Origin of the sequence: Dehalobacter sp. DCM (genome assembly GCF_024972775.1) — a bacterium.
Classification (GTDB): Bacteria; Bacillota; Desulfitobacteriia; order Desulfitobacteriales; family Syntrophobotulaceae; genus Dehalobacter.
In genome coordinates this window covers 2,361,293-2,383,173 of record NZ_CP092282.1, presented here as the reverse complement: position 1 = coordinate 2,383,173, position 21,881 = coordinate 2,361,293, and the positions used below count along the sequence as shown (strand labels likewise).

Sequence of the window (21,881 nt, the reverse complement as noted above, 5' to 3'; positions counted from 1 at the left end):
GTTCCTCAAATTGTTCTTCATTCAAAACAATTTGAAAAGATCACATCGAGCAGGTGGAATTAATTTACTGGTGTCACTTTCTCTTCCAGAAGTTGAAGCTTACCGTCTTTCACTGACCACACGGACTCGGCTCGGGCAACTTGATTCGCGTGAGCACCAACAGAAATGGCCTGAGTTCCTTGAAGTTCAAGTAATCCATCCCCGTTGACATCGATGGCCTCCATTAAACTATAGCCGTCCAACAGGATATTGGGGTCGCCTACAAGTTTGCCTTTTTGATCATAAATATTCATAGCAACATAATCGTCGGTCCCTTTGCTCAAATCAATCTGCGCCGTGTAACCCGTACCCTTGTCTTCGGCTGTCAGTTTGAATCCATCGCTGCAGGTTAAGGTCAAGGGCAGTCCGTCATTCAAATCCGACTGGGTAATTACCGGACTGATTTGGCCATCCACATAATGCAGCAGGCTATAGACAACAATCCCGCCGCTGCCCCCGGTGGTAACGGAAACAAATAATTCGTTGCTTTCAGCTCCTGTGAACGATCCAATGAATAATTTTGGCTCATACCCGACATTATCCGGTCCGATGGAGGCGGTGGCAAAGTTACCCGTCTTTCCGTCTTTAACGGTTATTTTAACATCATGCAATAAAGGATCCACGGCCTCTTGGAGTACACCGGTAAGAATAATCTCTTCAGGGTTGCCGTCACTGTTCATATCCCCGCGAACACTGTCGGCGATGTTCGTACCCTCGATCACCGCTAACCCTTCCGGCGCAAAGGCATTACCCGGTGTAAAATCCGGCGAAGGTTGGGTAATCGCATGTTGAGGAGGATTGTTATCATTTGCTTTTCCGCAGGAGCTGATAAGCAAAGCGATTATTAGGATAAATCCGGAAGCAAGAATAAGTCGGACCTGTTTTTTATTACCTTTTTCCATCGCGTTCCCTCCGCTTCAATTAAATATCCTTGCCATCCGTGGCATCGCGGCAGTTGTTCATTCGACTTCAAGGGTATAAATCCTCCTCTATAGGGTTCACCGCAAGGTTATATCGCAACATTATTTTTACAGCTGGATATTGAGATAGTATTCGTTATTTAGCCCCGGTTTGAGCGGCAACCAAACTTGCTGCCCCGTATTTTTCGCGCATGCGTGGTTTCTCGATCTTGCCGGTTGGATTGCGCGGAACCTGATCAAAGATTATTTTGCGCGGGCGTTTATAACGCGGCATTTCGGAACAAAAAGCCATGATATCTTCCTCGGTGCAGGTATGATCTGGTTTAAGCTCAATGATCGCTGCGGCAATTTCCCCCAAACGTGGATCAGGCAAGCCGATGACGGCAACATCTTTAATTGCCGTATGCGCCCTGAGAAAATCTTCAATTTGTACGGGATAAATATTTTCACCGCCGCTGATGATGACATCTTTTTTTCGATCAACCAGATAAATGAACCCCTCGTCATCGATACGGGCCATATCGCCAGTCAACAGCCAACCGTCTTTAAGTACCGCTGCCGTCGCCGCAGGATCATTATAATAACATGTCATCACGCCGGGCCCTTTGACCATCAGTTCGCCGACCTGTCCCGGCGGAACTGGTTCGCCATTCTCATCGGCGATTTTCGTTTCCCACCCATAACCGGGTACGCCGATGGCTCCGACTTTATGGATATTCTCGACTCCCAGATGGACACAGCCGGGACCGATGGATTCGCTCAATCCGTAATTTGTATCATATTGATGATTCGGGAAATAATGCTTCCAGCGCCTAATCAGACTGGGCGGCACGGGCTGGGCACCAATATGCATCAAGCGCCACTGGGAAAGTTCGTAGTCCTCCAATTTGACAGTACCACTGTCAATCGCATCCAGGATATCCTGTGCCCAGGGCACGAGCAGCCAAGCGATAGTTATCTTTTCTTCGGAAATCGTCCGGAGTATCCATTCCGGCTTGACGCCGCGCAAAATAACGGCTTTACTGCCGGAAAGCAAACTGCCGAACCAGTGCATCTTCGCGCCTGTATGATATAACGGCGGAATACAGAGAAAATTATCGTCACGGGTTTGATGATGGTGGTTTTGCTCTGTAATACAGGCTGACATCAAACTGCGATGTGTATGCAGGATGGCTTTAGGAAATCCCGTCGTACCTGAGGAAAAATAGACGGCAGCATCATCGTCATCGGCTAACCTCACATTCGGTGCTTCTGAAGAACTGTTCGCTGCCAGGCGGTCGTAGTTTTCGGCAAAGGTCGGGCGGTTCTCTCCCGTAAAAAACAGCGTTTTAACCTTGGGAATCCGCTCAACGATCGTTTCAACGCGACCGATAAATTCGGGCCCGAAGATCAATGCGACTGTATCGGAAAGTTCCAGACAGTATTTGATTTCCTCCGCGGTATAGCGAAAATTCAGCGGTACAGCCACCGCGCCGGCTTTTAAGATGCCAAAGTAAATGGGCAGCCATTCCAGGCAATTCATTAAAAGAATCGCAACTTTATCGCCCTTTTTTATGCCTCTTTTAATGAGAAGGTTGGCAAAGCGGTTGGCCTTTTCATCAAAGACACCCCAGGTCATATTCAGCCTATATTCACCCGCCGGATTATTCTCAATCAGATCATATTCCCGCCAGGTCACATTATGACTTTCTTGCAGATCCAAGTTAATCTCGGTCAGACATTTTTCTCTACCATACTGTTCCGCATTGCGCGCTAAAATCTCCGTAATGGGCATATTCCCTATCCTCCCGTTCTACCTTTCAACAATTAAATTTTTGATGATGTATTAATTTGTGATGATATTCTCACCACGTTCTATGGCAACCATATTCAGCTATTAATTATAATCAAAAACGGGAATCTTGTTAATAGCGATTGTCAAAAATACGCGTGGATTTTTTTTCACTGCGCGGCAGCTCGCCGATGGCAACCGCTTTGGGAACGATTGTAATCCCGATTTTCAATTTATACTTTTGTTTGACAGCGTGTTCCACCTGTTTTTTATCATAACCCGGATCGGTCTCAAAGAACAACGTCAGGATATCTTTACCGTTTAAATGATCGATCATAACCTGGTACTCACTGCTGGCACCTTCGATTTCCTTCAGTAGTTCATCGATCTGTCCCGGGAAAATGTTCACACCCTTGACTTTAATCATATCATCTGTACGACCGAGAATAATATCAATACGGGGATAGGTCATTCCGCAGGCGCATTCGCCGGGGATGAAGCGGGTCAGGTCATGGGTTCGGTAGCGAATGAGCGGTGCACCCTGTTTCCTCAGCGTGGTAATGACCAGTTCTCCGATTTCCCCGTCGGGAACCGGCTCACCCGTTTGTGGATCGATGATTTCGAAGTAAAAATAATCATCCCAATAATGCATTCCGCACTCAAAATCGCAGCTCATTCCAATTCCCGGTCCGTAAATTTCTGTTAAGCCATAGATATCGTATAATTGGACACCCAGTTCATTGGCAATCCGTTTGCGCATTTTTTCACCCCAACGTTCAGAGCCGATGACTCCTTTACGCAGATGTATCTTATCACGTATGCCCCTCTTGGCAATTTCCTCCGCCAGCAACAACGCATACGATGAGGTAGCACATAAAACAGTGCTTTGCAAATCAACCATCATCTGGATTTGTTTATCAGTATTACCGGGTCCCATGGGGATGACCATGGCTCCGAGCAGCTCCGCACCAGCCTGGAAACCAATACCGGCTGTCCAGAGACCATACCCCGGTGTCACATGAACACGGTCTAAATTGGTCAGGCCGGCTGCTTCGTAACAGCGTTTAAACATCAGGGCCCAGTCCTCAATATCCTGCTTAGTATACGGAATGATAACCGGAGTGCCTGTTGTTCCGGAGGATGAATGGATCCGGACTATTTCGCTGTCGGGAACGGCTTGTAAGCCCAGAGGATAGGCTTCGCGCAAATCATCCTTGTTGGTAAACGGCAGCTTCTCAAAATCTTCCTGACTCTGAATAGTATCCCTATTCAGGCCGGCAAATTTCTTATGATAAAACCCGTCCTCCATTGTCATCAGCTTAGCCAGATTTTCCTTGATGGCCTTAAACTGAATTTCCGTCATCCGTTTCATCGTATCGCTTCCTCTTTCTTTTCTATTGTTGCAGCCCCTTCGCTCAGAGCTTTCATATTCATCGCAACAAGCTTAACCGGCATAATAGCCTTAATGGCATCTTCCATCTCCGCAAGAGATAATCCCAGGACCCCGCTGGCAGTCGCTGCACCAAGTAAAGCGATGTTTAAGACCTTCGACGATCCGCAGACGGCACAAATCGCCTCGCCGTCAACAACATAACCCTTTGGATAGTGCTGCAATAAATAAGCAAGCATTTCTGAGCCGTCATAACCGGATGCCCCAAGCGACGCTGTTACCGGTTTTATCGCCTTCTGACTGACAATAATCGTTCCCTGGGGTTTTAAATACGGCAAAGCCCGTACCGCTTCCGCCGGTTCAAAGCCAATGATCACATCCGCTGTCTGTTTGGGTACCAACGGCGAATAAACCGCGTCTCCAATCCTCACATGGCTGAAGACACAGCCGCCGCGCTGAGCCATACCAATTGTCTCAGCGGTTCGGACAGGATACCCTTTGTGCATTGCCGCCTGTGCGATCAGCTTCGAGGCGAGTACAGTGCCCTGTCCGCCGACCCCCGCTAAAATGATGTTCATCATCGCGCGCCACCTCCGATCGCGTTCAGGTTGCAGATCTGTGTACAAAGGGAGCACCCGTAGCATAGCGACAGATCGATCCGTGCTTTGCCGTCGGCCATACTCATGGCCGGACAGCCTAATTCTTTAATACAACGTTTGCAGCCTGTACATTTTTCTGTATCAACACAATAAGACCGGGTTGGTTTAAAATTGGCGATACAGGGCGACTCAAAGACAACAGCCGACACCCCCCGAACCTCAGCAGCTTGTTTCACTGTTTCCGCAGCCGATTGGATATCCAGTGGATCACAGATAGTGACATGTTTGACGCCTAACGCTTTCAGGACGTTCGGTATGCTTATCTTCTCGGAGATATTTCCCATCATCGTCTTCCCAATGCCGGGATGCGGCTGGTGGCCGGTCATCGCCGTCGTGGCATTATCCAGGATGATCAGGACGATATCCGTTTCGTTATAGACTGCGTTAATCACGCCGGGTATGCCCGTATGGAAAAAGGTAGAGTCCCCGATAAAGGCAAAATTGACCGTGTCCGGTTCCGCCCGGTGCAGACCTTGGGCGATGGTAATACCTGCTCCCATACATAAACAGGTGTCAACCATATCGAGGGGCTTGGCATTGCCCAGGGTATAACATCCGATATCACCGGAGAATACGGCTTTCTTTCCTTTCATGGCTTGCTTGACCGCATAAAACGACGCACGGTGCGGACACCCCGCACACAGTACCGGTGGTCTTACGGGTAATTCCGGCAATACAGGCAGTTCAATGGCTGGTGGCATATTGCCAGGCATCCTATTTTCTGTTGAATTCGCAGGGGTAATATCCTTTTGGTCGTTTTTCAATTCCAGAAATTCCGCCAGCGCGGCGCTGACTATCTCAACACTGTTCTCCCCCGCTTGCGGGGTATGTCCGCTCAGCTTGCCGTATATGTTGACAGGTAAATGGTGTTTGCCGCATAAATAGGTCAGCTCTCTCTCAATGACAGGATCCAGCTCTTCCAAGACAAGGACCTCATCCAACCCGGACAGAAAATCCAAAGCCATTGCTGCCGGAAACGGATAAGGCGTCGCTACTTTCAATAATTTATAATCACTATTTTCAATCGTGCTGAGATATTCCTGCGCGTAGGCATAGCTGATACCGCCGGCGGCAATACCTTTTTTACCGCTGCCGGTAAGCGTGTTAAAGGGATAGGCGGAAAAGACTTCCTCCAAAATGGGACGGCGGGCTTCGATCGCTAAATGTTTCTCATAGGAAAGCTTGGGAAAAATGACCCACTTGGGATCTTTGATAAAGCGCCCCCCTTGATGATCACACACGCGTTTATCGTCGAGATCGATGGAGGCACTGCCATGACAAACCCGTGTCGTCGGCCGGAATAAGACGGGGGTCTTATACTTTTCCGAATAGGCAAAAGCATCGCCGATCATGGTGTAAGCTTCATCCGGTGACGAAGGATCAAAGACCGGCAGTTTAGCAAATTGGGCAAAGTGCCGGGTATCCTGCTCTGTCTGGGAAGAGATTGGTCCGGGATCATCGGCAACGACCACAACCATGCCGCCCTCGATACCAATATAGGCAAGGCTCATTAACGGATCAGAAGCCACATTTAAGCCCACCTGTTTCATTGTCACCAAAGATCGGACACTGGCATAGGCGGCCCCTGCCGCAACTTCGAGGGCCGACTTTTCGTTGACGGACCATTCGACATAAATATCGCCGGGATTTTTATGGGCGATGGTTTCTAATATTTCAGTAGAAGGTGTTCCGGGATATCCGGTGACAACCCCCACACCCGCGCGAACCGCACCGAGGGCAATGGCTTCGTTCCCCATCACGAGTGACTGTACCATGCTCTTTCCTCCATTTCTGTCATGTAACGTACTCAAAGCTTGTCTCTCCAATCAAGACAAGCTTGTAAACATCCCTTGATGAATTTTGGTTTTTAAGTCCAATAATTGTAATGACCTTAAAGTATGAAACAACGATGTAAAACAATACATTTAAGTATAATTGTATTCCTATAAAGAAGTCAACGCTAAACAGGAAGAAGTTCGACCGTACTTCCGGTCATGCCTTTCCGAATCACAATTTTTTTATCGATGCGCTCTTTCAGTTCACTCACATGGGAAATGATCCCGACCAAGCGATTGCCGGAAGTCAGATCATGCAGGACCGTGATGGCTTGTTCCAGTGATTCGGAATCCAGCGATCCAAAGCCTTCATCAATAAACAGGGTGTCAATTTCGACGCCGCCGGCATAGCTTTGGATGACATCGGATAATCCGAGAGCCAGCGCCAGCGAGGCTTTAAAGGATTCGCCACCGGAAAGGGATTTAACCGGACGGATCTTACCGGTGTAATTATCCAGGACATCCAAATCCAACCCGGATTGCGACCGGTTATCGGCCGCGTTTTCTCTGCGCAGCAGTTCATAGCGGCGGTTGGACATAACCCCAAGCCGTTTATTGGCTTCGGCAATGATTTGGTTAAAATAAGACGCTTGAACATATTGCTCGAAGGCCAGCTTTTGCTTTCCGGATATTTCTCCGTTAGCTGTTTTGGCCAGTTGACTGACAACGATATAGTCAGCTTCGAGTTTCTTCCGGGCTTTTTCTGCTTCGGTGACCACTCGCACAATATGGCTGTTGTTTTGCAGCCGAATCGCCACCGCTTGCATCGTGTCGTCACAGTCCTGTTTTTTTGATTGAAGCGCGTTTTGCTCTTCGATGATCCGGTCTGTGGCCTGAGGTTTCTTGTTTCGTGTGTTTTCCTGGAGCCGGAGGATATCCGCTTCCGTCTTCCGGCAGGCTTCACCGTAAGCCGTGATGCTTTCTTTTAAACGCTGGAGCATCACTTCCGGCAGCAAAGCGGCATGATACGTGTCTTCATCCGGAAAACCCGCTTCCGTGTACGCCGCTGTATATTCCGCAAACGTCCGTTCGCATTCAGCCGATAGCTTATTAATGCTTTCTTCCTGGACATGATATCGTCCAATCAGTGTATCCAACAGCTCTTTCGCGCTGTGATAGTCCTTATCTGCTTTTTGCAGAGCCGCTTTCAAATCATTGAGTTTGCCTGACAGCTTTTGAATCATCTGGTCAGCTATTTCGATGGAAGGATAGGCTAAAGCAGCCTGCAGGGTTTCCAATTCTTTGCTCCCCGCACTGACCCGTTGGGCCAACGTCCCGCGCTGTTCCGTCATTTGAGCGATAGCCGCTTCCGTTTGCTTCAGTAAATCTTCCAGTGACCGAATTTGCACGCTGCCTTCCTGCCGGCGTTTGTTCCGGCTCAACTGGATGGCGTGTAACGCTATTTCGTTTTCTTTTGCGGCTAAGACCATAGCCTGTTCATTCTGGACCAGCTGGGCTAATGATGGGATAGCTTTAGGCGTCCGCTCCTGGAACAGCTTGTAAGCCGAGGCGAGCACATGCCCTTCGGAATTCTCGATTTGGGCTTTCTTCATCCCGGCATTTTTGCTTGCTTGCTCCCGGAGCCGCTGTTTTGCCTCTTTGTTGGCTTTCAATTCTTTCAGCTCTGCTTCCGTCGGGGCATCTGCTGTGATCACCGCTTTTTGAGGGTGTTCCCGTGAACCGCAGACCGGACAGGGCGAACCGTCCCGGAGGCTCCGGGCGATAAGTCCGGCCTGGTCACGCCAAAAAGCAGTTTCTTTCCCAAGATATTCCTCAGCGATGACGGTATAGGCGTTTTCTGACCGAACGTAGTCGTCGTGCAGCACGCTGTATTCATGCTGCAGCTGCTCGATGGTGTAGATATGCCCAGCCAAACCATTTAAATCATTTTCACGTATTGCCAAACGGTCCAACGCATTTTTACACGCCAGCAGACGAGCTTCAGCGTCACTCAAGGCCTCAGCTTCCTGGCGAAGATCTTCCAGACGTAAACTGTCCGTTTCTTTTTTATGCCGCATATCTGCCAGATCCTGTTCGGCTTTTTCCAGTTCCCGGGTTAACTGCCCCTGCCCTTTTTTAAGGTCTTCCACTCGCTTGTAGTTCGGCAGTTCCCGACGGATTTGCGCGATCTGCGCCGTCAGTTTATCCCGGAGGGGATCTTTTTGTTGTTCGCTCTGCCATAAAACCTGATATGTTTCTGTTTTGGGTTTAAGCTGAAGAATAGACTCCTGCAGCTCTTTCATTTGCTGTTTGAGGTCGCGGCAGGCTTTCTCCTCCCGCCGATAAGCATCCTCCGCCGGTTTGACCTTATGCAGCGCTTTTTCTGCAGATTTGGAACGCACGTCATCCTGATTCATCTGCTCCTTTTTCGCTAAAAGCATAGCCATTGCGTTTTGGGCGGCGTGAAGCTCAGCGAATAACTGGTTGATAAACTCTGCTTCGGTCAGTTGAGAGACCTTGGCCAGCATGGCTTGGGACAACATATCCGCTTGCTCCCGGATCATGGAATAATAACCCTCTTCCAGTCCATTGGCCTCATTCAGCAAATGAATAATTTTCTCCGTATTATGGATGCTGCGGCTGGCCGTTAATTGAGCAATGTCTCTGTAGGGTTCAACCAACTGATCAACGATCTGCTTGTCTATATTCTTATCGTAATCGTCGTTTTGAGCCTTATAAACGTCTTGACCTAGTTCGTGATTGCTTTCTTGTTCTTGATCTTCTGCTGCCGCAACTTCGGCATGATCACAAATCGCAGGACTTTCGTTTTCCTTCGTGTCCGGCCGGTACTGAATACCGTCTAAATGCTGCAAAATGCCTTGAGTTTTTTCTTCGCATTGTTTTTTAAGTTCTTTTTCTTGCCGCTTTAATTCATCCTGTATCATCAGATAAATGTCTGTATTGAATACTTTGCGGAAGATTCCTGCCCGTTCCGTGCTTTCCGCCAGGAGCATTTTCAAGAACTCCCCTTGGGCGATCATGGCAATTTGTTTGAACTGCTTGAAGTCGATGCCGAGGAGTTGGTTGATTTTTTCTGTGACCTTGGTGTTGCCGGATACGACACTGCCGTCAGGCAAAATAAGTGTGGCATCGGCGCTTTCCATGGTGACGCCTGTACCGCTTTTTTTCGGACGTTCGTATTTCGGGTTACGGGTTACTTTATAGAGCTGTCCTTTATGGGAAAAGGATACTTCGACAAACGTTTTTATCTCCGGACCGGCAAAATCGCTGCGCAGGGTATCGACGGTGCGTACGGAACCGCTGGCACCGTCAAATAAGGCAAAAGCAATGGCATCAAAGAGCGTTGTTTTACCTGCACCCGTATCCCCGGTGATCAAAAAGAGTCCCTGATCTCCCAGTTGAGCGAGGGGTACCTCGATTGTTCCGGCATACGGTCCGAAGGCACTCATCACAACATGTAATGGTTTCATTGCCGCGCACCTCCGGCCTGCTCGATGATCCTGTTCATGATTGCCTGCTGTTCCTCTGTCATTTCACTATTATTCTGTTTTGCATAGAATTCTTTAAATAGCTCAAGCGGCATTACGCGGGTGATATCCCCTGAAGCGGCGGTTCGGGAGTCTGCAGTCTGGCGGTTGCGACTGTTTTCAAAATCCAAACGCATCACATTGGGATAGACTTGACGTAGTTGCCCGATCGCATCATAGATCTCATTGTCATCGGTGAGTATCGCCCGGATATAATCTTCGGATGAATTACTCTCGGTGTCGCCAATTGAAAGCAGTTCAGCCAGCGGCCCTTTGATTTCGCGCAGATCACGCCGTGCTTGCAGCGGTATTTTTTCTATGCTCACGGTTCCTTTTTCATGCAATTCCAGCAAAGTGAGGGATTTATGCTGACGTGCCTCCGAAAAGGAATATTTCAGCGGCGATCCGGAATACCGAATCGTCTCTGCCCCAATTCGCTGCGGCCCATGCAGGTGACCCAACGCAACATAATCAAAGGCAGTAAAGACAGCAGCATCGACGTTATCCAGCCCTCCCAGCGCCACCGTTTCCGATTCTGACCGTTCCGGCTGTTCCGTGCCGCTCGTGATAAATTGATGACAGACTAAGACGTTGCGTTCCTGCGTATCAATCTGCGCCTGATCCAGGACTGTTTGGACAGCCTTTGTATACGACGCAATACTTTCTTCGGGATAATACGCCTGGACCTGCGCCGGTTTAATAAATGGCAGCAAGTAGATATGGACCGGCCCATAAGCATCATTCAAGGTTATCTTCTTCAACTTTCCGTCAAATGTGCCGGCGATATGCAGCCCGGCCTTTTGCAGGATGCGGCTGCCGAAATTCAAACGTTCCGGCGAGTCATGATTGCCGCTGACCACAAAGACTTGAAGACGCCGTTCCACAAGCCCGGTCAGAAACTCATCGAGCACATCGACAGCTTCGCCGGGTGGTACGCTTTTATCATAGATATCCCCGGCGAGCAGGATGCCCTCGGGTTTGGTCTCATCGATGATCCGTAGAATATCCAGCAGTATGTATTCTTGATCATCCAGCATGCTGAATTCGTTGACACGCTTGCCTATATGCAGATCGGCGGTGTGCAGCAGCTTCATAATATCCGCTTACTCCTTTACAGTGTATATGCGCGATTATGGTTATCCCATTTCAGAATATCCCTATCGTCCTTTAATTCAACACGCTATTCCGGAATCCTTTTGCCATATATAAACATTAAGATCCCTCCAGCCTAACAGCGTTGAGAGATCTTAATGTTTAAAAATATGCCGTTTTAGCATTGAGTAATCTAGTGTAGTGATTTTAGAAAATAGTCAATTTTTAAGCTGACCGTAATTGTATTATTACTTTTTAATTAAAGGCAGCCATACTTCACTTCGATAGTCATCCGCCAGCTGGTCTCCTTCAAAATACACCTCAAGGTCCGGGGCATTGGCATACTCGTAACCGGAGGTCGGTAACCACTCTGTTACAATCCGTTTTTGCCTTAGAAATATGGGGTATCTAATTTGAGACCGCCGAGGATATTCAGTATTTGGGCCTTGCAGAACTATCATCAATTATTGGCAGGGTAATGATAAAAGTTGCCCCATTTCCCGCCTCTGAATTGACCTCAATGGAACCGTGATGTTTATTAACAATAATATCATGGGCTATGGAGAGACCTTGCCCTGTGCCTTTACCAACCTCTTTCGTCGTAAAGAATGGATCAAATATCTTGTCAACAATTTTGTCTGGGATTCCTATGCCGGTATCTTGGATCGTTATCCGGATAAAAGGATCTGCGTTTTCTGTTCGAATAATTATCTTGCCCCTGGTAATTTTACCACTCTCAATATGCTCTTTTACGGCATGGGCAGAATTAATGATCATATTAAGTATTACCTGATTGATCTGGTCAATCGCACAATAGACCATAGGCAATTCAGACTGTGGCTCAAACTCCAGATCTGCAACATACTTCCATTCGTGTTTGGAAATAAAAACTGTTTTTTCAATTCCATTATTGATATCGCAAAATATTTTTCCTTGATTGCCTGGATGTGAAAAATCCTTCATCGTTAATACTAAATTACTGACTCGATTGATTCCTTCCAGTGATTCATTAATTGCTTTGGGAACCTCCTCTTGTAAATAATCCAAGTCGATTTCCTTAGCAAAATGATTCAGTTTTTCGATTTCGGAAGGTAATTCGGAGCTGAATCCGATGCTATTCACATTATTTATTAGATTTTGATATTTTTTGAGAATTGCCAGAATACCTTGAAAAGAGTCGTTAAGAAACCGTGTATTATCGCCGATATATTGCATCGGTGTGTTAATCTCATGAGCGATGCCCGCCGCTAGCTGTCCGATCGATTCCATTTTTTGCTTTAATATAGATTGCGATTCAAGTTTCTTTTGCTCGGTGACATCTGTTCCCAAAAAAACATATCCCCAATTCTTCCCATCAGCATCCTGGATGTGGTTAATATCCAGAACTAAGAGTCTTCTCTCTTTATTTAGATTACTATAATGCAGATTCTCAATATGGACAGGTTTTTTGTGCTTTTTGCAATCGGAGTAATGTTTTTGAATTTTAAGCCAATCCCAATCAATTTTACATTCTTGAATACATTCCCCTATCACTTTATCGACAGTGATTCCAAAATATTTTTCGGCGGCTGAATTCCATTGGTTGATTTTGTCATCCGAAGATACGCCAATCAGAATTGATGAGATAGAACCTAACAGATGGTTAATCTGGGCATGAGCATGGTGTAGGTTCTCCTCCGCTATCTTGCTCTGCGTAACATCCCTTAATATTCCCTGAATGATAGTGTGTCCGATTTCATTTTCCCTAATATTCGCTGTCAACAAATTTAAGACTAAAACCCCGTTACGTTTTTTTAATGTGAGCGGATAATCTTTTACAAAACCATTTTGAGTGATTTCTTTCAGAAGATCGAGTCTATCATCAGGATTATTATACAGATTCTGAATCTTCATGGTTTGAAACTCTTCCCCTGTATAACCATATATCTCTGAACCCATCTGATTAATGTCGAGAATCAATCCATCAATGTTCGTGATAAAAATTACATCCCGGGAGAGTTTAAAAATCGAACTGTATTTTTCCTCGCTTTGCCGCAACAAATTATCCGCTTCCTTATGAAGTGTGATATCACGTATCACGCTTAAGACAACGGTATCGTTACCGATTAAAGCACCCCTGGAACTTACCTCGACCGGAAAAGAACTACCGTCTTTCCTATAATGCAGCGTCTCAAATAAAATTCCATCCGTATTTGCCTTATCCAGCACATGTTCAAATTGCCGATCAATGTTATCGTAATGTAAATCCTGGATATTTAATGAGGTCATCTCTTCATAACTGTACCCGTAAGCAGCCACTGCCGAATGATTTGCTTCGAGTATCTGACCATCCGAACGTATGAATAAAATAATATCCCGGGCATAATCAGATAGAATTTGATATTTCTTCAATATTTCTTCCGATCGTTTGATTTGTTTTTCAATCTGAAAAGCATATATTACATTCTTAATACTTTGCGCCAAACGTTCGGGAGTCAGGGAAGATTTAGAAATATAATCACTTGCGCCTGCTTTCATTAATTCTACGGCGATTTGTTCTCCGCCTTCACCTGTTAAGACGATGACAGGGGTGGGTATATTTAAGGCCCTCCTCATTTCGAGAACGGCTAAACCATTGCCGTCGGGCAGTACATAGTCAAGAATAATACAATCAAAAGAGTCATCTGTCAACCACTCAATACCCGAAGCAACATCGCCGCACTCAACGACATCCCCTTCAATAGCCGTAACTTTGAGAGCTTTACGCAAATACATCCAATAGAGCGAGTTATCATCAATGATTAATATTCGAATTTTTTTATTCATCTAAGGGAGCCCCCTTATCTTTTTTTCACTAAAAGGAAATGATCCGAATTATAATCAGATTGGTTTCAATACCTTAACAGGTTCAGTAACGCGGCCCAAACGTGAAAATACAAGGAGCCGCAATTGTAAAACTTCGGTAATTTCTTGTCCCTGCCTAACTAGCACTGATCCATTATTATCTGTTATATCGTCTGCCAGGATCATACCATACACCAGGTCAGATATCATAACCGGAGTTACGACATATCCTTTTGCCGTCTTATGTAATTCAGCATTTAACGCCGCGATGATATCCGGATCATAGTAGCCTTTTCTTTGAATCATTTCATCCGTCGCTTTAAAAGGAGCCATACCAGACTCAAGGAGGGCATTAAAATCTAACAGCACTTTCAAGATTCTACCAAGTAGAGGAATTTCTTTACCTTTTTTACTGTCATTAGGAAAGCCTCGTCCATCATACTGTTTGAATTGGTAATAGACGCCTTCGGCAATACTCTCCAACCGTGGGATATTCATCAGAAGACTTTTACCAAACTGAGCATGAGAAAAAAATATTTCCTTTTCTTCATCCGTAAGTGGTTCATTAGCAAGTTGCTTTTTTTCGATTTCTTGCGGAACAACAATGCAACCAACTTGCGACAGCATAACTGCTATTTCAGCTTCCCATCTATTATCTATTTTCAGGCGTTTGGCCATAGCGCCGGCAAGTATCCGCAATCTTTTAATATGCCTGAAAGCACGCGAATCCAGGGCATTGTTGACTTCTAAAAGCAGCTTGATACTCCCTTTTAGGGTCTTTTCAAGTAATTCCCGTTCAGCGATTACTAAGCTATATTGTTCTATCGCGGCATTCAGCGTTTTAATAAAATGATGAGGAGAACAAGGTTTGTTCAGAAATCGAAAAATATTCCCTTCATTGACTGCCTGAATTGATGCATCTAAATCTGCTTGCCCGGATAACATTATCCGAACGGTATCAGGGTACAACTCTTTTGTTTGGGCAAGAAATTGGACGCCGTCCATTTTCGGCATAAGGTAATCAGAAACAACAACTGCATAAGGACCTTCCTCTTTCAAGATTTCTAAACCTTCGGTTCCGCTTTTCGCTGTTTTTATGCTGAAGCTGCCCCTCAAAGTTCTCGTATAAGCTTGTAAGACATAAGGATCATCATCGACTAAAAGTACTTTATTATTCATGCTCTCCCTCCTGATTACTGACGTTCTAACATAAGTTTGCCCATTCCTCCAGCTTACTCGGTAAATCGATGTTCTCAAAGTATGGTTGATCAAGCCGTTCCAGACACTTTGCCGTATCATAACCTGAAGTCACTAAATTTTCTGCAACGTGCAGGGCTGTCAACGCCAGATGATGCTGCCCGTTATAACTTGAAGGATGATGATGGAAGGCTACGTTTTCGATAAAATGATCCGGTAAGCCCCAGATACCTAAAAGATAGGCGCCAATCTCTGCATGAGTCGTTCCAAACATTTCCTTTTCCTGATTTAATTGCACGCTGCTTTCAGCTTCTTTTTCTGCGGTTAAGACAATTCTTCGATATTGGGGAAATTGATTTAAAATGAGTGAACCGATATCATGTAAGAAACCAATACACAAAACTTCCGATTCAAGCTGCGCATTTTTAGACTCCAGCTTATAAATCCTGCCTGCCAGACTCCCTACTTGCATACTATGATCACCAATATCTTTGGTCGATAAACCACTGGCGAAGCAATCCTCTCCGAAAAACAAATTCACATAGAGAACCAAAGCTTTGATAATATTTAAGCCTAAAAGATTAACTGCTTGACGTGGATCTTTAATATGGTTGGGCAGCGAAAAAAACGCTGAGTTCACCAACTGCAGAATTTTTGCCGACATGCCCAAATCCTGTGATATAATTTCTCCGATTCTTGCCAACGATGGACTGGCTGACTGTATTTCATGTAACAAATTCATATAAAGCAAGGGAATGCTCGGCAGGCGTACAATCCCATTGGCAATATTAGCAATATCGGCATTATTAAGAAGTTTCTTTAAACGTGAAGCCCTGTCGACAGTTTGTTTTAAAACAGTAGTGTCACAGGGCTTAATTAAAAACATATGGGTTGGCATAACAGAACGTAATACTCTTTCCTGATCTGAATCCCCTGATAACATAATGCGAATAACATGCGGAAACCGCTGCAAAACGTTTTGCAATAGCTCAGCACCATCCATTCCCGGCATACACATATCTGAAACGATCACATCAATCGGACTCTCTCGAAGTATTTGAAGCGCCGAATGTCCATCTTCGGCAAAAAACATTTCCCATTCTTCACGTAATGGCCAAAGCATTCTCCTAATCCCTTGCAACAACATCGGTTCATCATCAACAAATAGTATGTGCTTTTTCACAATGATACCTCGTTATTAAGTATTACAGATTTTGCACAATGCAATTTACAGAATATAAAACATATTCTGTAAAGCTTGGTAAATCCCTTTTATCCTTAATAGAAATTTGTTTAAAAAGTATTTTTTTGTCGTTTCGTCATCACAAAGCAAAACCAAGACCGTTAGATTTTGCATGCTTGGTTTTCTTTTCAAGTTAGTTTGATTTATAAGGAAACAAATCAATAATCGAAAGCTGCCAGGGTAATTCTTCTCCGCCGGATGTATTCAGAAAGCGGGACATCGGCGATTTAGGAAAACATTCTTTGAAAAGGAAAGTCGAACAACAGGCAATTTGCGCCGCTTTCTCGTAGCTAATTTCGCTGGTGAGATTATCTTCAATATAATTGACCGCTTCATTTAATTTAGCTATCCATTCCACGCTATCACCTCCAGACAAATCAAGGATACAGGATAATGTAAATTAAATCCTCGCAATTGATGCACCAATATGCGAGCCGAACAGATAACGCCTTTATTGATCATCGGTAGTACTTCCGTCACCCGTTATTGGTATGGCTTCGCCAAGGAAAGTAGGTAAAGGCTTGATTAGCTTGGCAACAAAAAAATCCTTATTCCTGGCGGCGATTTCCCTCAACTGATAGGATGTCATAACGACACCGTAATCATGAAGATCAGAGGGTACACCGTAGGCTTCGAGCCCAAGCTGTCTGGCATCAAATACCGCCCGCATCAAGTGATATCCCTGCGTCACGATAATAACCCTTTTTGCCTGAAATATGTCTCTCGCTCTGTACATGCTTTCATAGGTACTAAAACCGGCATGGTCCATAAAAATATCTTGGGTCGGGACACTCTTGTCAATAAGAAATTTCTTCATCGCGTTAACTTCATCGTAATCTTTGCGGCTGTGATCACCACTAACTAATATCTTAGAGGCTTTACCAAGCGTGTAAATCTCGTATGCCACGGTCAGTCGATCATTCAGCATCGGTGATACCTTCCCATTTGGAAAAACATAAGCACCCAGGACTAAGATAACATCCGCCTCCGGGACTTCCGCAGCAACGGTAATATATTGAGAACCAATGCGTTCCACATAATTGTTAATAACGAATACTGAGCCTCCGGCGAGACCTGCCAGGATAGCCAGGACGACAAGCGAATGTTTAAGCCAGGTCTTCATTATCAAAATATTCATCCTTCACGCTGCAATTATAAAATATTAATAACATCTTTTGGTTCAATTTTAATTCTGAATTCTCGCTTCCCTCTTCTCTTTAGAATAAGCGTATTCGATTTGATTTCATAATTTGTTATTTGGCTATCAGGAAAAAAATGGAATATATGGGATAGCTATACCTTTTAAACCGATATAAATTTTTGATGTGAAAAACAGTGTTAAACAACATACTGTTCCCAATAATTTTGATATCAAACTGTATACGGAATAGTCCGAAAGATAGCCTTGATAGTACAAGGCAATATAAAGTCCTTTGCATCCTTGATATAGAATAAGCATACTAAAAACTAGATAGAAATAGCGAAACCGTGATAGAGATACCTTACACAATAGTTCCCCCACCATCCTCTTTCTCAAGAAAAGAATAATGATAACTATCAAACAGAAAAGCCCAATCATGATTTGACTACTATAATTAAGATCCATATGGCATAACCCCTTTAAGTCAATCCAAGTCATACCCTAATCGAGCAAACTTGTTATTGTCTTTGACTTCGTCAATGTAACCTTTTATTTCGTATCGAAGTACACTAAGATCGACCTTGTCACTGTTATAGATACCTTCAGGTATAAATGCGTTCAAAATGACCTCCTCCCCAGGGGCAATGTCCAGCTTATTTCCCTCGGCTTCAATTTTGGCCTCAGTAAACGAATTGCTATTATCCCCAATTCTATAGATATAGCCGATATATACGTTATTTTGTTTAATTACGAATGGACTACCGTTAGTTAATTTTATAGAATACCCTATTCCCTCAGGCAATTGAGACTTGGTCATAACCTTCAATGTAATTTTATCCAACTCTTCCGGGGATCGTGATACCGTATTAGTGGAACAACCGGCAAAGAGTAAAACGAAAAAAATACTTAAAAAAACTATAAGATAAGGTATTTTAATTTTTTTCAAAATCCCACTCCTATCCCTATTTATAGTTAACCATAGTTAATAATGTCTCCTTACTACTCTCAGCCAGTTTAAAATTCCCTGTTTTAGGCCCTTAGTCATCTAGTTTAGTAATTTTAAAAATAGCCTATTTTTTAAAGTGAGAGAAGATATTTCATCGAGTTATATAGAAATTTCCAAACTTCTCTCCCAAAATCTTCGACTACAGTAACTTTTGGATTATATCCTTTGTCAATTAATCCGAGCCAGATGTGACATGTGCAAATACCGATATCGACATTTGGGCGTTCTCATTTGAAATACTATTATATGGAATTCAATTAATCTCATTGTACTACCAAGCTAGATTTCATCGAGACCTGACTAATAGCAATGGATATAAATGTTATTTCTGGGCAAATTGCCGAATTCCTTTTTTGAGACATAATTCTCTCAAGTTAACCAGCAATTAAGCTGTTTCAAAATAAATAAATCCAAAACAGAAAAAACACCTCCGTATTGACCTTAATCAATCGAAGGTGCCTATTTTTCGTCCTATTATTTCTTGTATTATGCAGCCTTATTTAATATAACTGTTATCCTTCAACAGAACGTCGTGGGAACCGCCTTCAACGATACTGGTGGCGGAGACCAGGGTCAGTTTCGCGTTCTTATGCAGATCGGGAATGGTGAGCACGCCGCAGTTGCACATGGTTGACCGGACTTTATTCAGGCTCAGCGTCACGTTATCCTTCAAGCTGCCGGCATACGGAACATAGGAGTCCACGCCCTCTTCAAACGACAGTTTGCTGTCGCCGCCCATATCATAACGCTGCCAGTTCCGGGCACGGTTAGAGCCTTCGCCCCAATATTCCTTCATGTAGTTGCCGTTGATATTGACTTTACTGGTGGGGCTTTCATCGAACCGGGAGAAATACCGGCCCAGCATAATAAAGTCAGCTCCCATAGCTAAAGCTAAAGTCATGTGGTAATCATGAACAATGCCGCCGTCAGAACAAACCGGGATATAAATGCCCGTCTCCTTGAAATAGTCATCCCGGGCATTGGCAACTTCAATCAGGGCTGTGGCTTGTCCGCGGCCGATGCCTTTCTGTTCACGGGTGATACAGATGGAACCGCCGCCAATCCCGACCTTTACAAAGTCAGCGCCGGCCTCAGCCAGGAATAAGAAACCTTCTTTATCCACAACGTTACCTGCACCGACTTTGACTTTATCGCCGAATTCTTTGCGGATATAATCGATGGTGATCTTTTGCCATTCAGAAAAACCTTCGGAGGAGTCGATACAGAGAACATCGGCGCCGGCATTGACTAAGGCCGGTACGCGCTCGGCATAATCACGGGTATTGATCCCTGCCCCGACAATATACCGTTTCGAACTGTCCAGGAGTTCTCTCTCATACTCCTTATGCGAATCATAGTCTTTGCGGAATACAAGGTATTTCAGGTTTTGGTTCTTGTCGATTAAAGGCAGCGCATTCAATTTATGATCCCAAATAATATCATTAGCTTCACTCAAGGTAATCTGATCACTGCCGCAGATTAAATCTTCAAATTTGGTCATAAAGTCTTTCACTTTGGTATCCTTGGACATTCTGCTGACACGATAGTCTCTGGTTGTCACGAGACCTAAGAGTTTGCCTGTGGCCGTACCGTCTGACGTGACAGCAACCGTGGAATGGTCTGTTTTCGCTTTCAAGGCCAAAATGTCGGCTAAGGTGCTGTCCGGGGTAATATTGGAATCACTGGTCACAAAACCAGCTTTGTAATTTTTGACCCGCGCAATCATCTGGGCCTGAGATTCAATGGACTGAGAGCAAAAAACAAACGATATGCCGCCTTCACGCGCTAAGGCGATCGCCATCCGATCATCGGATACCGATTGCATAATGGCTGACACTAAAGGAATGTTCATATTTAAAGCTGACATCTCACCTTTTTTGAATTTAACCACCGGGGTTTGCAGGCTGACGTTCGCAGGCATACATTCCGTAGAGGAATAGCCGGGAACTAATAAATATTCCCCAAAAGTATGCGAGGGTTCATCAAAATAAATAGCCATTGTATTTCTCCTTTTTACTTTGTTTCGTTCTATCTTGTGGGCAATTATTTCGCTATGGGGTTGCAAAACAGCAACGGGGTACTAAATTATTAACTTATATAATAACATATATTGTTCCTGATCAGAAAGAGAAAATTTAATTATTATGATCAATTTTGGGGAATGTCATCTTTCCATTGCATTTCTTGAAGCACGAGTAGTATATTAGAGATAGCGTGACTTGTGGAGGAGATACATATGTACAATAATATTCTTGAAACCATCGGCCATACACCGATGGTCCGAATCAACAGGCTGAATCCGAATCCGAACGTTCAGCTGTATGCCAAAATTGAAGGATTCAATCCCACCGGCAGCATTAAGGACCGGATCGCCTTAAAAATGATTGAGCAAGCTGAAGCGTGCGGCACACTAACCCCGGGGAAAACAATTATCGAGCCAACATCAGGCAATACCGGTATTGGCCTGGCGATGATCGGAGCCGTTAAGGGGTATGCTGTGGAGATCGTAATGAGTGAAGCCGTATCCGTCGAGCGTCGCAAAATGATCGAGGCGTTTGGGGCAAAGACCATACTGACTGATTCGACCCAGGGCACCGATGGTGCTATCCGTAAAGCACACGCGCTCTGCCAGACATATCCTGAAAAATACTTTATGCCGAACCAGTTCTCCAATGAATATAACAAATTGGCCCACTACTGTACGACAGCCAATGAAATCTGGGACGATACCAACGGGTTGGTCACCCATTACGTCTCTGCTCTTGGCACTTCGGGTACGCTGATGGGAGTCGGCATGGGGCTCAAAGATAAAAATCCGGATATTCAAATCGTTGAGGCCCATCCGGTCAAAGGGCATTATATTCAAGGACTAAAGAATATGGAGGAAGCCATTGTTCCTGAAATCTATGACCCATCGAAGATTGACAAAACCGTGATGATTGAGTCTGAAGACGCGTTTACGATGGCCAGATCCATTGTCTTGCAGGAAGGTATCTTCGTTGGGATGAGCAGCGGTGCTGCCATGGTCGCCGCCCTTGAATGTATCAAGGATCTTGATCATGGACTGGTTGTGGTTCTCTTTGCGGATCGCGGTGAAAAATATTTAAGTACGAACTTATTTAATCTGGCCGAATAAAGCACTTTTATTCGCTCCTTGCCATCCGTGGTATTAGCGAAGCGCCAACTCTAGCCTTCGTCAACACGGTATTTTGGTATAAACACGGAGGTTTGATATTGTAGATAGATGTTCGGCAGTTGTTCATCCGTGAACAGATAA

14 protein-coding genes and 2 pseudogenes are annotated in these 21,881 nt (G+C 44.8%); 1 reads left to right on the top strand and 15 read right to left on the bottom strand.

The genetic code is table 11. The features are described 5' to 3' along the window. Nucleotides 1-59: 59 nt before the first annotated feature. The 15 genes and pseudogenes from LPY66_RS10980 to LPY66_RS10910 all read right to left on the bottom strand — a co-directional run bounded on the left by LPY66_RS10980 (nucleotide 60) and on the right by LPY66_RS10910 (nucleotide 20,603). Entirely contained in the window at nucleotides 60-941 is an 882-nt protein-coding gene (locus LPY66_RS10980) for a hypothetical protein (RefSeq protein WP_337984380.1), read from the bottom strand. A gap of 154 nt (nucleotides 942-1,095) precedes the next feature. Continuing rightward, on the bottom strand, nucleotides 1,096-2,733 hold the full coding sequence (locus tag LPY66_RS10975; protein WP_337984379.1) for a class I adenylate-forming enzyme family protein: 1,638 nt from the start codon (nucleotides 2,731-2,733) through the stop codon (nucleotides 1,096-1,098). A gap of 130 nt (nucleotides 2,734-2,863) precedes the next feature. Beyond that, nucleotides 2,864-4,102 carry a phenylacetate--CoA ligase family protein gene (locus tag LPY66_RS10970; RefSeq protein WP_337984378.1) on the bottom strand — a complete coding sequence of 413 codons (1,239 nt, stop codon included), beginning with the start codon at nucleotides 4,100-4,102 and terminating at the stop codon, nucleotides 2,864-2,866. Further along, a complete protein-coding gene (locus LPY66_RS10965) occupies nucleotides 4,099-4,698 on the bottom strand; it encodes an indolepyruvate oxidoreductase subunit beta (protein ID WP_337988072.1) in 600 nt (199 codons plus the stop codon). The genes LPY66_RS10970 and LPY66_RS10965 overlap by 4 nt, the downstream gene beginning before the upstream one ends. Further along, a complete protein-coding gene (gene iorA, locus LPY66_RS10960; RefSeq protein ID WP_337984377.1) occupies nucleotides 4,698-6,554 on the bottom strand; it encodes an indolepyruvate ferredoxin oxidoreductase subunit alpha in 1,857 nt (618 codons plus the stop codon). Before iorA ends, LPY66_RS10965 begins: the two co-directional genes overlap by 1 nt. Before the next feature lie 185 nt (nucleotides 6,555-6,739). Further along, nucleotides 6,740-10,045, bottom strand: a complete 3,306-nt coding sequence (locus LPY66_RS10955; RefSeq protein ID WP_337984376.1) for an AAA family ATPase — start codon at nucleotides 10,043-10,045, stop codon at nucleotides 6,740-6,742. Beyond that, nucleotides 10,042-11,196: an exonuclease SbcCD subunit D gene (locus tag LPY66_RS10950; RefSeq protein WP_337984375.1), complete on the bottom strand. Its 1,155-nt coding sequence runs from the start codon at nucleotides 11,194-11,196 to the stop codon at nucleotides 10,042-10,044. Before LPY66_RS10950 ends, LPY66_RS10955 begins: the two co-directional genes overlap by 4 nt. Before the next feature lie 246 nt (nucleotides 11,197-11,442). Next, nucleotides 11,443-11,583: pseudogene (locus LPY66_RS10945) on the bottom strand (GyrI-like domain-containing protein); the annotation flags it as partial. A gap of 43 nt (nucleotides 11,584-11,626) precedes the next feature. After that, nucleotides 11,627-13,999, bottom strand: coding sequence for a hybrid sensor histidine kinase/response regulator (locus tag LPY66_RS10940; RefSeq protein ID WP_337984374.1), 2,373 nt, complete (start codon nucleotides 13,997-13,999; stop codon nucleotides 11,627-11,629). Nucleotides 14,000-14,053: 54 nt separating this feature from the next. Continuing rightward, nucleotides 14,054-15,196: an HD domain-containing phosphohydrolase gene (locus tag LPY66_RS10935; RefSeq protein WP_337984373.1), complete on the bottom strand. Its 1,143-nt coding sequence runs from the start codon at nucleotides 15,194-15,196 to the stop codon at nucleotides 14,054-14,056. A 25-nt stretch (nucleotides 15,197-15,221) separates the two neighbouring features. Continuing rightward, complete coding sequence (locus LPY66_RS10930) at nucleotides 15,222-16,397, bottom strand: response regulator (protein ID WP_337984372.1); 1,176 nt, start codon at nucleotides 16,395-16,397, stop codon at nucleotides 15,222-15,224. 224 nt (nucleotides 16,398-16,621) lie between these two features. After that, nucleotides 16,622-16,815, bottom strand: a pseudogene (locus LPY66_RS10925) (AraC family transcriptional regulator); the annotation flags it as partial. Nucleotides 16,816-16,908: 93 nt separating this feature from the next. Continuing rightward, entirely contained in the window at nucleotides 16,909-17,580 is a 672-nt protein-coding gene (locus tag LPY66_RS10920) for a SanA/YdcF family protein (RefSeq protein ID WP_337984371.1), read from the bottom strand. A gap of 502 nt (nucleotides 17,581-18,082) precedes the next feature. Continuing rightward, complete coding sequence (locus LPY66_RS10915; protein WP_337984370.1) at nucleotides 18,083-18,544, bottom strand: hypothetical protein; 462 nt, start codon at nucleotides 18,542-18,544, stop codon at nucleotides 18,083-18,085. 556 nt (nucleotides 18,545-19,100) lie between these two features. After that, nucleotides 19,101-20,603, bottom strand: a complete 1,503-nt coding sequence (locus tag LPY66_RS10910) for an IMP dehydrogenase (protein WP_337984369.1) — start codon at nucleotides 20,601-20,603, stop codon at nucleotides 19,101-19,103. Nucleotides 20,604-20,840: 237 nt separating this feature from the next. On the opposite strand from LPY66_RS10910, the gene LPY66_RS10905 reads away from it, so the two are divergent. After that, nucleotides 20,841-21,740 carry a PLP-dependent cysteine synthase family protein gene (locus tag LPY66_RS10905; protein WP_337984368.1) on the top strand — a complete coding sequence of 300 codons (900 nt, stop codon included), beginning with the start codon at nucleotides 20,841-20,843 and terminating at the stop codon, nucleotides 21,738-21,740. Nucleotides 21,741-21,881: the final 141 nt, after the last annotated feature.